Below are 12,609 nucleotides of genomic sequence, written 5' to 3' on the forward strand. Positions count from 1 at the left end.
TCAGAGCTCTCCACCCAGCAAGATCGAGAGTCGCGCGGTGAGCGAGAAGTACGAGTTCAGGTAACCGTTCTCGTCCTTGGAGACGTCTCTGCAGTCCCCGTCTCCGGAGGCTCGACAGCGCCGGATCTTGTCGACGAACACTCGCGTGTAGCTGAGCGCAGGGCCGAGCCGGATGGACCGGCCGAGGTAGAAGTCGAGGCCACCGCCGATCTGGGCGGCCGGCCCGGCCCCGGTCTCTTCCCACGTGACCCCGACGCGGTCCGTCGCGGTCGTGCCCAGCGCACCGACGCCGAGGCCGAGTTGGAGATACGGATCCAGGGAGCCTTCGTCGACGAAATACACTCGGCCCGTCAGGCCCAACCACACCGCCGCCGCCCCGGCCTCCGAGAGCTCCAGCCGCTCGGGCGGGTCGTAGCGGAAGGCGGCGAGCTCGAAGCCCCCACCCCAGGCGAAGTACGGCGTCACCCGCCAGAGCCCGGTGAAGCCGGCGATGCCTCCCGTGGTCACGCCGTCGCAGCGATCAGCGGACTGATCGCCCGCCCGGCAACTGGGCAGCGCCAAGCCGAGCTGCGGAATCAGCTCGACGGTGCGTCGCGAGTACGCCGGCGCGCCGACGGAGGGCGGCGGCGCGGGCAACGGAGCCGCCCCAACGGGCTCCGCGTGACCGCTTCCCTGCCAGGCCGCGTAAGGGGGTGGCTCGGCAGGGGCTGCGGGCGCGGGCTCGGGCAGGGGCTCCGGCTCCGCCGCCGCGGCCGTGCTCGCGAGGAGCAGCGAGACGAAGCCGAAGCACAGCGCGCGCGGGGACATCGGGGGCCGAAAGGCTACACCCGTTCGGTCAGGTCCGGACGCGAGTTGTGTGCTTTTCTCGAGCGCTCTAAGGATCGACCCAGTGCCCCGGCGTCTCCCCGTCATCCAGTCGAGCCCCGACGAAGGTGAGCCGCGCCCGCCGTCGCACTGGGTGGCGATCGCGGCGGCGCTCGCGCTCGCGCTGTGGGCGCCGTTGGTGCTGCTCGCGCTGCCGCTCGGCCGCGCGATCGCGGCCCGGGTCGCAGGTGTGGACGACGTCTCCCAGCTCGCAACCGCCGCCACCACTTCGCCGGCGCTCCGCGCCGCGGTCGCGGCGGCGTTGATCGTGCCGGTGCTCGCCTCGCTCGCGCTGGCCGCCGGCGCTACCGGCGCCATCGTGGGGCGCTTCGGCGGTCGCGCGGGAGCCCGGGAGGCCGTGCTCGGTTGCACCCTGGCCGCCCTGGTCGCCTGGGGCATGTCCGTCTCGGGCGGGGCCCTGCGGCCCTGGCCGGTGGCGGCGGTGACGGCCCTGCTGCTCGGAGCGCTGGCCGCAGTGTTTGCGGGGCTGGGCGCGCGCATCGGCCGGCGTCGCCGCCCGCAATTCTGAAGAAAAACGCACGATTTTCGTCTGAGCGGACGCTCAGCCGGTGGACCCGGTGGGTACGCCCGACTACGCTTTGGGCAACATGAGCAAGCTCGACAAAGAGCTGGCGGACGCGGTCGCCACTTCCGAGGAGAACGCCCCTACCTCCGAGCGCCCCGTGGCGGCGCCCGCACCAGCGCCGAGTCCCGCCGCCTCGAAGCAGAAGAAGCTGCAGAACGTCGGCCTGCTGGCGGCGCTGTTGGTGATGGGCGGCGGTATCCTGGCTCTCGTCCTGACCAGCTTCAAGCAGTCCGCGGTCTACTCCAAGGGAGTGGACGAGCTGGTCGCCGAGAAGGACAAGCTCGGCAGCCGCAACGTGCGCGTCGCCGGCAACCTGGTGAAGGGCACGCTGAAGCGCCGCGACGAGCCCTGCGAGTATCGCTTCACCATCGCCAAGAACGAGAAGGCCATCGACGTCCGCTACGCGCAGTGCGTCGTGCCCGACACCTTCCGCGACGTGCCCGGCATGGACGTGGAGGTCACGGCCGAGGGCAAGCTGCACGAAGAGGGCTACTTCGAGGCCAACCAGATCATGGCGAAGTGCCCGTCCAAGTACGAAATGAAGGACCGTGCTCAGAAGGGCGAGCAGAAGCCGCACTACGAGGACATTCCGGCGGCTGCTCAGAACGAGCCGCGGTAACGCGAAGGAGCTTCCCTCCGATGTGGGATCGATTCCTGCGCGCCTGTCGGCGCGAGCCGGTCGACGCGACGCCGGTGTGGTTCATGCGCCAGGCCGGCCGCTACATGGCCGAGTACCGGGCGATCCGCCAGAAGCACACGCTGCTCGAGATCTGCAAGCAGCCCGAGCTGGCGTGCGAGGTGACGCTTCAGCCCGTGCGGGCGATGGGCGTGGACGCGGCGATCCTGTTCGCCGACATCCTCTTGCCGCTCGAGCCGATGGGCGCGCCCTTCGAGTTCGCCGCCGGTGAAGGCCCGGTGTTCCACCACCCGGTCCGGAACGCGAAGAACGTCGAGTCGCTGCGGGTGATCGACCCCGAAGAAGGCCTGGGCTACGTGCTCGAAGCGCTGCGCCTGATCCGCAAGGAGCTCGACGGCAAGACGCCGCTGATCGGCTTCGCGGGCGCGCCGTTCACCCTGGCCAGCTACCTGGTCGAAGGCGGCAAGAGCACGCACTACGCCAAGACCAAGCACATGATGTACTCGGAGCCCGAGCTCTGGCACGCGCTGATGACCAAGCTCGCGGAGGTGGTGCGTCGCTACCTGAGGGCCCAGGTCAGCGCGGGAGCGCAGGCCCTCCAGCTCTTCGACTCGTGGATCGGCGCCCTCTCGCCCACCGACTACCGGGAGTTCATCCTGCCGCACGTGAGGCACATCTTGCAGGACGTCATGCAGACGGGCGTGCCGGTGATCCACTTCGGCACCGGCACCGCGACGCTGCTCGAGCTCCAGAAGGAGGCGGGCGGCACCGTCATCGGCGTGGACTGGCGCACGCCGCTCGGCCCGGCGCGCAAGCTGCTCGGTGACGACGTCGCCGTGCAGGGCAACCTGGACCCGCTCTTGCTCTCGGCGCCGCGCCCGTTGCTCGAGCAGCGCGTGCTCGAGGTGCTCGAAGGCGCCGGTCCGGCCCCGGGACACATCTTCAACTTGGGCCATGGCATCCTGCCGGAGACGCCCCCCGACGCCGTGCGCTTCGTGGCAGATTTCGTGCACGAGCGCTCGGCCAAGCCCGCGGCGAAATGAGCCGCGAGCGCCACGTCGTCGTCGTCGGCGCCGGCATCACCGGCCTGACCGCGGCCTACGTGCTCTCGAGCGGAGAGCCACGCGTGCGGGTGACCCTGGTGGAGCGGCGCGAGCGCGTCGGCGGCAACATCGAGACCGAGCGGCGCGACGGCTTCTTGCTCGACGGCGGCCCGGACTCCTTCTTGAGCACGAAGCGCGAGGGCGCCGAGCTGTGCCGGGAGCTCGGCCTCGGTGGCGATTTGATCGTGCCGCGCCCGGAGGCCAAGAAGGTCTACATGGTGCACCGGGGCCGCCTGGAGCCGATGCCCGGCGGGCTCGCGCTGGCCATCCCCACGAAGGTCGGCCCCATGCTCTCGACGCCGCTCATGAGCTTCGGGGGCAAGCTGCGCATGCTCGGCGATCTGGTGCTGCCGCGGCGCCGCGACGCCGGCGACGAGAGCATCGAGGACTTCATCGCGCGCCGCTTCGGCCGCGAGGCAGCGCGGCGTTTGGCCGCTCCGCTCCTGGGCGGCATCTACGCCGGTGACATCGGCGAGCTCTCCGTGCTGTCCACGTTTCCGCAGCTGGTCGAGGTCGAGAAGAAGCACGGCAGCCTGGCGCGCGGGCTCCTGGCGCTTCAGCTGTCGCGCGCCAAGCAGAACGGCGGGCTCGAGAAGAGCGGCGACGTGCCGAGCCCGTTCATGTCGCTCAAGGGTGGCATGGGCGCGCTAGTGGCTGCGCTGTCGAGCAAGCTGCCGGACGGCACGGTCAAGAGCGGTCGCTCGGTCGAGAAGGTCGAGCGCGCGGGTGACGGCTGGCGGGTGACGCTGGATGGCGGCGAGCAGCTGGACGCCGATGCCGTGGTGCTCGCGTCGCCGGCGCATGCCACCGCGAAGCTGGTCCCCGACGAGCGCCTCGCCCGCGAGCTCGGCGCGATCCCCTACCTGTCGACCGCCACCGTCTTCTTCGCGTTGCCGCGGGCCGGCCTCGAGCGGCCGCTCGACGGCGCCGGATTCGTGGCGCCGAAGGGCGAGGCCGAGCTGATCGCGGGCACTTGGGTTTCCGCCAAATGGGACGGGCGCGCGCCGGACGATCACGTGCTCGTGCGCGCGTTCCTGGGGGGCGCGCGGGCCAAGGTGGACGTGGTGGGATCGAGCGACGAAGCGCTGGCGAACGTCGCGAAGCGCGCCCTCGAGCAGCTGATGGGCAAGCTCGGCACAGCGTCGTTCACGCGGGTCTTTCGCTACGTGGACGCGAACCCGCAGCCCGTCGTCGGGCACGGCGAGCGGATGGCTCGCGTCGCCGAGCGCTTGAAGGAGCTACCGGGGCTCTACGTGGCGGGGGCAGCCTACGATGGAGTCGGCATCCCCGATTGCGTGCGACAGGCCCGCGCCGTGGCCCAACGCGTCCGAGAAGAGCGGCTCGCAGACTGAGCGGCGCGTTGCCGCGCTGGGACACGCCTGATAGCAAGGGCACATGCGCCTCATCCCGATCGCGCTCTTCCTGGCCGCTCCTGCGATTGCCGGGGCCCAGCCTGCGGGGACGGGGACCTTGCCGCCCGTTCCGCCAGAGCCGCCGGCGCCTCCGGTCGAGACGGCGCCGCCGCCGCCCGAGCCCGCACCCGCACCCGCACCCGCACCCGCACCCGCACCCGCACCCGCACCCGCACCGGTCGCCGCTCCACCGCCCACTCCCGCGGAGTATCCCTTCGGACCGCCGCCGCCCGTCGCGCCCGCTCGCAAGCCGCGAACCGGCCTCGTGGGCGTGCTCCGCTTCGGCTTTCGCATGGCCGGCAGCGGGGAGCTCGAGCCCGAGTGCAACGGCAGCGGCTGCACCACCTTCGACAGCGAGACCGCGGACTTCGACGACACCTCGTCCATTGGGCTCGGCGCAGACTTGCTGTTCCATCTCTCCCCCGAATTCCGCTTGGGAGCGGGGCTCTGGTACGTGCCGACCAGCGCGGTCGAGGTCGACGGCGACCGCCAGGAGACCGAGCTCGGGAGCGATCTGTCGGTGATGCTGGTCGCCGAGGGCGTGTTCGACGTGGGACCGACGACCGCCATCACCCTGCGCGGGCAAGGCGGCCTGCTCACGCTGTTTCCGGGTGGCGATCTCGAAGACGCCATCGATCAGCTGAAGGACGTCTGCTCCGGCGCGACCACCGGCAGCTGCAAGGTGAACGACGGGCCCTACCACGGCCTGACCATCGGCGGCGGCCCGGGGGTGCGCTTCGCGCTGGAGAGGGTCGCGCTGCGGCTCGATCTGGTGTTCCAGTGGTACTCGGTCGGGAAGCTGATGCGGACCGAGGGCACCGGCACCGGCGGCAGTCTCGACATCAGCTACGGCTGGACCGGGACGCGCTTCTTCTTCGCCGGCGGCCTCGAGCTTTGACTCAGCTCAGAGCTCGAAGCCCACCAAGAGCAGGGACCGCGTCCCCACCACGTCCTGCTCGACCTCCGTCGTCGTCCCCGCTTCGCTGATCTTCGAGCGCCACAGCGGGTAACGCACCGCTTGGCCGAGGAGCTCGACTCGAAACGCGACGGAGCCGACGTCGAACAGCACGCCGAAGCCTACCCCGACGTGTGGACCGAAGAGCGGCCCTTCGTTCAGCTCGCAGACGTCGGCGCCGCCTTGATCGCAGGCGTCTCGATTCTCGTCGATGGCGTCGGCGTGGTCCTCGCCGACGAACAGCGCGGTCAAGCCGAGCTGGCCGCGCAGCGTCAGGCCCACCGTGTCGCTCACGGGAAACACGCCCTCGACGACGCCGAAGAGCGACGCCTCGAGGCCAGACTCGACCTCGTCGCTGAAGCCCTGGAACTCGACTTTGTACTTCGGGTCGAGAATGACCAGCGAACCGAGCCCCAGGCGAAGGCCCGAGCCAGCGCGGAACAGCAGGTCGGCGCCCAGCGCCACGCCGGCCTCGTCCTCGTAGTCGAGGTTGGGAACGCTGCTGGGGCACGTACCGATCGGCGTGCCGGACTCCTTGCAGTCGTATTCGATGTCTCCCCCACCATCGATGACGCCGCCCATCTTGAAGACCGGGATGACCAGGTGGTTCTCCAGCCGCTCGTCGATCCGCCGAGGCGGCGGCGCTGCCGGCGGCGGCGGTCCGTACGCGGGGCCGTAGCCGGGTGCGGCGGGAGGGGGAGCGGGCGCCACCGGTACGGGTGCGGGTGCAGGCGCAGGCGCTACCGGTGCGGGCGCGGGCCCAGGCTCGGTTGGAACCGGAGCCGGGGTGGGCTCGGTGGGCGGCGGCGGTGTCGGCTCGGGTGCGGGCTGCGCGAGCGCAGCCGAGCTGAACGTACACGCCAGGACCAGTTCGCGGAGCCTCAATCCTCACCTCCCGGGCCGAGTCTGCGACGAGCGGGCGCCGCTGCGCTACGATCTCCGTCATGTCGAGACGCGTTTCTCTGGGCGGCGTGGTCGCGCTCGCGCTGGTCATCGCTGGCGGCCCGAGCTGCGGCTCCGAAGACGGCGGCGTGGCCGAGGGCGGAAAGTCGGGTTTCGGGGGCGGCTCGAGCGGCAGCGGCGGCAGCGCGGCCAGCTCGGGCAGCGGCGGTGGGCTCAACGTCGGCGGCGGCTCGAGCGGCGGCAGCGCCGGCGACGGCGGAGTGATCACCGGCAACGAAGACACCTGCGACGGCATCGACAACGACAACAACGGCATCATCGACGACGTGGACAAGGGCAAGGACGGCATCTGCGACTGCCTGCGCATCGCCACGCTGGGCAACCCCGGGACGGTCGGGCAGCCCAACGTGTTCGACGCCTGGCTGGCGGCGCGCAGCACCTACGGCACCACGGCGCTGAAGGACCAAACGCTCACGCCGACCCTGCTGAAGGAGTTTCAGGTCATCGTCAGCCAGAACGTCAGCGTGAACCACGCCTACTCCGCGACCGAAGTGAGCGCGCTGGAGGCTTGGATCAAGGCCGGCGGCGGCTTCATGACGCTGATCGGCTACGCCGATCCGAGCGAGATCCAGAACGTGAACACGCTGCTCGCGCCCTTCGGCATGAGCTACGGGCCCGAGCAGATCCTACAGAAGCAGGGCGCGAACACCATCCCCGTGACCAACTGGGTACAACACCCGGTGACCAACGGCGTCAGCATGATCGGGGTAGACAACGGCTACCCGGTCAACGGCGCGGGGCTGGTCCTGGCGACGGAGCAGAGCTGGAACGTCTTGCGCGCGCAGGAGGCCTCGGCGGGCAAGCTGCTGATGTGGGGCGACGAGTGGCTCACCTTCGACAGCGAGTGGAGCGGGCACCCGGAGTACCAAGTGGAGCTGTTCTGGCTGAACGCCATCAAGTGGCTCACCCCTGCGAACAACTGCCAGGTCCCGATCCCGCCCAGCATCAAGTGAGCGCCCGGATTTACACGCGCTCGAGTTTTGCTACCCTCCGCCCTCTTTTCCGGTGTCGTCCAAAGGCAGGACAAGGGACTTTGAATCCCTGAATCATGGTTCGAATCCATGCGCCGGAACCACTGGGCTCGCCGCGAGGCGGTCGGCCGAGCTCCGCCATCACCTCGTGGGTCTTGGCACGAGCAGATCACGATCTGCCACGGTGGCCCGAGTCGAGAACACCGGCCGGCACCGGCGCCAGCCGTTTCTGCGCCCGCCACTGACGCCGGGCGTTGCGGCGGGCAGCGGCAGCCGGAGACTCAGCCGCGTTCCGACAGTCGGTCCGTCACGAAGTTCCCGGAGGAACCCCCGACCCATCCGAGTGTCGCTCCGGCGTGGCCACCTCGCGCCTCCGGCTGCCCAGCGACCCGGCAATTCTGCTGGGCAACGCTTCGGATGACGACGCCTCGGGCCTTTCCGGCTACCGTGAGCGCGACTCCTGGTGGGAAGTGTCGGACGCGGTCGAAGAGAGTGAGCTCAAGTTCATCGAGCGCCTGCGCCGGCACGACGAGCGCGCGTTCAACGAGCTCGTCGAGACCTACGAGCAGCGGGTGTTCCGTCTGGTCTTCCGCATGCTCGGCCGCCGCGACGAAGCCGAGGACATGGCGCAGGAAGTGTTCGTGCAGGTGTTCAAGGCCATCGGCACGTTTCGCGGCGACAGCAAGCTCAGTACCTGGGTCTACCGCATCGCGGTGAACCTGTGTAAGAACCGCATCAAGTACCTGTCGCGCCGGCACGACGGCACTCAGCAGGAGCTCGAGCCGGTGGCCGAGCGCGCCCCGCTGAGCGAGGCCAAGGGCGTGACCTTCGGCGACGTGGCACGCCCGGACCACATGGTGGAGGGGTTTCAGGTCGAGCAGATCGTGCACGCCTGCATCGCCGAGCTCGACCCGGATTTCCGCGAGGTGCTGATCCTGGCGGATGTGGAAGACTTGTCGTACCAGGAGATCGCCGAGATCACCGGCCTGGCAGACGGCACCGTGAAGAGCCGAATCCACCGCGCCCGCGCCATGCTCAAGACCAAGGTGGAGCGCGCCTTGGGGGAGAAGATTCGATGAGCGACGACCCGGTCGAGGAAGCCGCCCCCGATTCGAGCGCCGAGCTCGACGAGGCCGCCGCGTCCAAGATGCGCGACCTGCTCAAGGGCGCGCTGGAGCTGAAGAAGGAAGAGCCGCCGCCGGACAGCGAGTTCTTGCGCGGCGTCCAGAAGCGCCTGCGCGACCGCAGCCGCGGGAAGTTCTACGCCGACGGCTGGAGCACCGCGAAGCACCCGCCGACGTACACGTACCTCTGGACCAGCGTGCTGATGCTGGCGATCGTGATCGTGGTGTACGCGACGCTCCACTCGCTCGTGGGTGAGGCCGCCGAGGTGGAGAATCAGCCCGCGCCCGTGCAGATCGTGTTTCCGAAGAGCCGCTGACTCGAGGGCCCGCAACCGATGCGCAGCACCGCGCGCCCGACGCAGCCCTGGCGCCGTTCCCCTGCCGTTAGCCGGAGCAAGGCGCCGGCACGCCGCTTGAATCGATCCTGAGCGTCATGCCCGCCGGTCGGCTCATCGCCTGCGCAGCGCTCGGTCTCGGCCTGGTCGGCTGCGGCCCGCTCGCGACCTTCCGCCCCGCATCGGGGCTCATGCCCGACCGGCGCATGGAAGCAGGGCTCGGCGTGTCGGCGGTCACGCCTCGCCCCTACGTGAACGAGGGTCCGGCCAGCGCCGGGCAGGCCTGGCTCAGCGGCAACGTCGGACCGCGCTTCGCGCTCACCGGCATCGCTGCGTTCGACGACGACGCCGCAGCGCTGGGTGGCGCCGCGCGCTTCACACCGCTCAGGCTCGACCGCCTCGTCGCTGGCTTCGAGCAAGAGCTCGGCTACGCGTGGTTCGCCGTCTCCACCCCGGTCGCCGTGCGGCTCGTCGATCAGACCTGGCTCTACACGGCGCCCCGACTCGGCACCTGGGGCGTGGACCTCTCGTTCGGCGTTCCCGTCGGGCTGAGCGTGCGCGTCTACGACGGGCTGATGCTGCGCGCGGAGTGGCAGCGCAGCTGGCAGGACTTCAAGTACTACAACAAGCGCGACCATTACGGCCTTGCCGTCGCGCACCAGTTCCCGTGAGAAAGGCAGTTCGCGCGGTGCCGCACGGCGCTCACACCTGAGGCTCGCGAAGCACGTCTCGCTCCCTCACCTCCAAGCGTTTTCGGGGACTTCCGCCTGGCACGCGGGCTGCTACCGTCACCGTCCCATGTGGCGAAGAGCGCTTCCTATCCTGATTGCTTTCAGTTGGGGCTGCACGACCCTCGGGCCCATGCCCGCGATCACCGCGCAGTCCGTGGTGCCGACCCCTCGGCCCGGTGTCGAGGCCCAGATCGCGGCCGTGCCCGGCTACTACCTGTCCGAGTCCGTGCAAGAAGACGCGAACGGCACCGCGATGGGCCAGGCCGCGGTGATGTTCGAGCCTGGGGAGCTGATCGGCGTGCCGGGCCTGGCGATCGGCGGCCGCTACGTCGGCGACAAGGAGAACGGCGGCTACCCGGAGCCCATGCTCCGCTACCGCCGGTACGTGGACCCGAACGAGGTCTTCGCGCTCGGCGGCGTGATCCACGGCGGCTACGGCCACGGCTCGGCGAGCCGAGCTTCGTACGAGGCAACCCGCGGCGGCGCCGAGCTCGGCTTCGACCTGCGCACCACGCCCAGGAGCCAGTGGATCGAGGTGCACTTCGCCGGCAGCGTCGGCGTCACGGGCCTGGATGCCAGCGGAGACTACTGCCTGGACACGAGCGGACGCTGGGGCGTCGATTGCCCGGACGAGCCGGATCCGGTGACGCTGACCCACGCCACGGCCTCCGGTTTCTACCCGTCTGCGTCGGGCGCCATCGCGCTCGATCTGGCGCGCCACCTGAGCGGCGTGCTGCACGGCGGGCGCATCGCGCTGCACGGCGCGATCGGGCGCATGCCCCGCGTGGAGGGCGGCGAGCAGACTTCCGGCGAGACGTACACGGCCGCCGGGCTCTCGGTCACGCTGGGGCTCGGCGCGCGCGAGCCCGACAAGCGCTGAGCCTCACTCGATCCAACGCGCCAGGATGCAGGTCACGTTGTCCGGGCCGCCGTTCTCGTTGGCGGCCTCGATCAGGCGGCTGGTCGCGGTGGGCAAGTCCGGCGCGTTCAGCACGATCTCTTGGATCTTCTCGTCGGTGACCGGCCCCGACAGCCCGTCGGTGCAAAGCAGCACCGTGTCGCCGGCGCGCGGAGCTTCGAAGCGCGTGTCCACCTTGACGGTGTCCTTCATGCCAAGCGCCCGGACGATCACGTTCTTGTGGGGGAAGTTCGCGATCTCTTCCTCCGTCAGCCGCTTCATCTTCTTGTAGTCGTTGAGCAGCGAGTGGTCCTCGGTGAGCGCTTCGATCTTCTCGTCGCGCACCCGGTAGACGCGGCTGTCACCGACGTGCGCGACGTAGATGCCGTCCTCGACGGCGAACAGCGCGACCAACGTGGTCCCCATGCCGCGCTGCTTGGCATTGCGCTGCGCCTGCTCGTAGATGCGCAGGTTGCAGAGCTTGATGCCGGTCACCAGGCGGTTCTCTTCGTACCCCTTGGTGCGGTCCATCTTGTAGGGCCAAGTGCGCTCCGGATCGTCCGCTGTCGCTGCAAAGAACTCTTGCAGCGTGTCGACGGCCATCTTGGACGCGACCTCGCCGGAGGCGTGCCCGCCCATGCCGTCCGCCACGACGTAGAGTCCGTACTCCGCGAAGATCGCGAAGTTGTCTTCGTTGTGGTTGCGCTTCCGACCGACATCGGTCTGGCCAGCAACCTCGATGCGCAGGGGCCGACTCACGGGTAATTCTGCGGAAGGCTTCTGGGTTTCCGCAAAATCCTTTTACCAGCCTGCCCGGGCGGAGCCTAGGGGGTGAAACGAGGTCGCCCCACGTCCGGCACGCTTTCGAGCAAAAGCGCGACCTTTCCCCTAGTAACCGGGGTCGTTGGCCCGGGGGCGCTGCCTGAAGCCCGGCTGGCGCTTCCAGGGATCCATGCGCCGGAAGCCCGGTCGCTCCGGTCCGCGCAGGCTCATCCGCACCTCCCGGTAGCGTCCGGCGCCGAAGACCAGGAGCTCCACGCTCTGGCCGGAGCGGGCTCGCAGGGCGTCCGCGAGCGCCTCGGGTGTGGTCACCGCCGCACCACCGACCGCGACGATGGTGTCGGCGCCGGGCCGCAGGCCAGCTGCGGCGGCGCGGCTCCGCGGGGTCACCGAGAGCACGCGCACGCCTTTCACGGCGCCCGCGTCGTGGGCCACGCCGCGAATGCCGAAGGGCGGCGCGGGCTGAGGGCTCGCCGCGGTCACGCTGCGGAGGAAGTCCTTGATGGCCGCGACGGGCGCCGCATAGGGGGCCAACGTACAGCCCTTGTCCGCGGGGGGCGCGCACGCCTGCGAGAGCACCGCGACGACGTCGCCTCGCTCGTCGATCACCGGCGAGCCGAGCTCCGACGCCTTGTGCTTGCTCGCCAGCACCAGCGCGCCGTCGAGCTGGGCGTTGTCGCCGCCGACCAGCTTGGCCGTCTCCTTGACGCGCACGGCGACGGTTGCCAGGTCCTTCGGCCCGGGGCTGAAGGCAGTGAGCTTCGCGTCTTTGGTGCTCGCGCTGCCGCGCGACGCGCGCAGCCCGACGTCCGAGCGCCGCGCCGCAGGGGCGACCAGCGCCAGGTCCCAGGCGCGATCGCTCTGGATCAGGCGCACGCGCGTGGTGCTCCCGTCCGCGAAACGCGCGTCCACGTCGTTGCCGTGACCGAGCGGTGAGAGCGCGGTGAGGATGCGCCCGTCGCCCGCGAGGACCGTGCCCACACCGATGGGCTTGCCCGCGCGCAGGAGCGCCACCACCTGGCGGCGCGCGCGGTCGAGCGGCTTCTCGTTCGGATCGACCTTCGCCTCGCCCGCGATGAACGGCGGCGGGGTCGAAGGATCCACCTCCACTGCCTTCTCCAGCGGCGTCGGCGGAGGATCAGGCGAGCGGAATGGAGAGGGTGGAGTCGCTTGCGCGAGGGCGCTGCCGCCCAGCGTGAAGAGAACCCAGCCGAGTGAAGCGGCGTGGAGGAAGGGACGAGCGTTCACGG

The 12,609-nt window shown here is 70.1% G+C and carries 13 protein-coding genes, 1 tRNA gene and 1 pseudogene; 11 read left to right on the forward strand and 4 right to left on the reverse strand.

The features are described from left to right. Window positions 1-807 carry a hypothetical protein gene (locus tag HS104_21680; GenBank protein ID MBE7482579.1) on the reverse strand — a complete coding sequence of 269 codons (807 nt, stop codon included), beginning with the start codon at window positions 805-807 and terminating at the stop codon, window positions 1-3. 82 nt (window positions 808-889) lie between these two features. On the opposite strand from HS104_21680, the gene HS104_21685 reads away from it, so the two are divergent. The 5 genes and pseudogenes from HS104_21685 to HS104_21705 all read left to right on the forward strand — a co-directional run bounded on the left by HS104_21685 (window position 890) and on the right by HS104_21705 (window position 4,801). After that, a complete protein-coding gene (locus HS104_21685) occupies window positions 890-1,393 on the forward strand; it encodes a hypothetical protein (GenBank protein MBE7482580.1) in 504 nt (167 codons plus the stop codon). Between the two features lie 79 nt (window positions 1,394-1,472). Continuing rightward, window positions 1,473-2,069: a cytochrome c maturation protein CcmE gene (locus HS104_21690; GenBank protein MBE7482581.1), complete on the forward strand. Its 597-nt coding sequence runs from the start codon at window positions 1,473-1,475 to the stop codon at window positions 2,067-2,069. 20 nt (window positions 2,070-2,089) lie between these two features. Beyond that, window positions 2,090-3,130, forward strand: a complete 1,041-nt coding sequence (gene hemE / locus HS104_21695) for a uroporphyrinogen decarboxylase (protein MBE7482582.1) — start codon at window positions 2,090-2,092, stop codon at window positions 3,128-3,130. Then, entirely contained in the window at window positions 3,127-4,542 is a 1,416-nt protein-coding gene (gene hemG, locus HS104_21700; protein ID MBE7482583.1) for a protoporphyrinogen oxidase, read from the forward strand. The genes hemE and hemG overlap by 4 nt, the downstream gene beginning before the upstream one ends. A 163-nt stretch (window positions 4,543-4,705) precedes the next feature. Continuing rightward, window positions 4,706-4,801, forward strand: a pseudogene (locus HS104_21705) (LemA family protein). A gap of 705 nt (window positions 4,802-5,506) precedes the next feature. Here HS104_21705 and HS104_21710 read toward each other — a convergent pair. Beyond that, window positions 5,507-6,442, reverse strand: coding sequence for a hypothetical protein (locus HS104_21710; protein MBE7482584.1), 936 nt, complete (start codon window positions 6,440-6,442; stop codon window positions 5,507-5,509). A 59-nt stretch (window positions 6,443-6,501) separates the two neighbouring features. Here HS104_21710 and HS104_21715 point away from each other — a divergent pair, with 59 nt between their 5' ends. The 6 genes from HS104_21715 (at window position 6,502) to HS104_21740 (ending at window position 10,561) form a co-directional block, all read left to right on the forward strand. Continuing rightward, a complete protein-coding gene (locus tag HS104_21715; protein MBE7482585.1) occupies window positions 6,502-7,473 on the forward strand; it encodes a hypothetical protein in 972 nt (323 codons plus the stop codon). 48 nt (window positions 7,474-7,521) lie between these two features. After that, window positions 7,522-7,595, forward strand: a tRNA-Gln gene (locus HS104_21720). A 150-nt stretch (window positions 7,596-7,745) separates the two neighbouring features. After that, the gene (locus tag HS104_21725; protein MBE7482586.1) at window positions 7,746-8,570 is read left to right on the forward strand and encodes a sigma-70 family RNA polymerase sigma factor; all 825 of its coding nucleotides are present in this window, start codon (window positions 7,746-7,748) and stop codon (window positions 8,568-8,570) included. Continuing rightward, window positions 8,567-8,932, forward strand: coding sequence for a hypothetical protein (locus tag HS104_21730; protein ID MBE7482587.1), 366 nt, complete (start codon window positions 8,567-8,569; stop codon window positions 8,930-8,932). Before HS104_21725 ends, HS104_21730 begins: the two co-directional genes overlap by 4 nt. A 116-nt stretch (window positions 8,933-9,048) precedes the next feature. Further along, window positions 9,049-9,621, forward strand: a complete 573-nt coding sequence (locus HS104_21735; GenBank protein ID MBE7482588.1) for a hypothetical protein — start codon at window positions 9,049-9,051, stop codon at window positions 9,619-9,621. Between the two features lie 190 nt (window positions 9,622-9,811). Then, entirely contained in the window at window positions 9,812-10,561 is a 750-nt protein-coding gene (locus tag HS104_21740; GenBank protein MBE7482589.1) for a hypothetical protein, read from the forward strand. Between the two features lie 3 nt (window positions 10,562-10,564). On the opposite strand, the gene HS104_21745 is transcribed toward HS104_21740, so the two are convergent. Both HS104_21745 and HS104_21750 read right to left on the reverse strand, forming a co-directional pair. Then, window positions 10,565-11,326: a Stp1/IreP family PP2C-type Ser/Thr phosphatase gene (locus HS104_21745; GenBank protein ID MBE7482590.1), complete on the reverse strand. Its 762-nt coding sequence runs from the start codon at window positions 11,324-11,326 to the stop codon at window positions 10,565-10,567. Between the two features lie 141 nt (window positions 11,327-11,467). Further along, a complete protein-coding gene (locus HS104_21750; protein ID MBE7482591.1) occupies window positions 11,468-12,607 on the reverse strand; it encodes a serine protease in 1,140 nt (379 codons plus the stop codon). Window positions 12,608-12,609 lie beyond the last annotated feature (2 nt).

The organism is Polyangiaceae bacterium (assembly GCA_015075635.1).
In the GTDB taxonomy this organism is placed as follows: domain Bacteria; phylum Myxococcota_A; class Polyangia; order Polyangiales; family Polyangiaceae; genus JADJKB01.

Excerpts from the sequence above, each read along its gene's own strand:
- hemE (MBE7482582.1), top strand. The coding sequence starts at position 2,090 with ATGTGGGATCGATTCCTGCGCGCCTGTCGGCGCGAGCCGGTCGACGCG.
- HS104_21690 (MBE7482581.1), top strand. The coding sequence starts at position 1,473 with ATGAGCAAGCTCGACAAAGAGCTGGCGGACGCGGTCGCCACTTCCGAG.
- HS104_21740 (MBE7482589.1), top strand. The coding sequence starts at position 9,812 with ATGCCCGCGATCACCGCGCAGTCCGTGGTGCCGACCCCTCGGCCCGGT.
- hemG (MBE7482583.1), top strand. The coding sequence starts at position 3,127 with ATGAGCCGCGAGCGCCACGTCGTCGTCGTCGGCGCCGGCATCACCGGC.
- HS104_21715 (MBE7482585.1), top strand. The coding sequence starts at position 6,502 with ATGTCGAGACGCGTTTCTCTGGGCGGCGTGGTCGCGCTCGCGCTGGTC.
- HS104_21680 (MBE7482579.1), bottom strand. The coding sequence starts at position 807 with ATGTCCCCGCGCGCGCTGTGCTTCGGCTTCGTCTCGCTGCTCCTCGCG.
- HS104_21730 (MBE7482587.1), top strand. The coding sequence starts at position 8,567 with ATGAGCGACGACCCGGTCGAGGAAGCCGCCCCCGATTCGAGCGCCGAG.
- HS104_21735 (MBE7482588.1), top strand. The coding sequence starts at position 9,049 with ATGCCCGCCGGTCGGCTCATCGCCTGCGCAGCGCTCGGTCTCGGCCTG.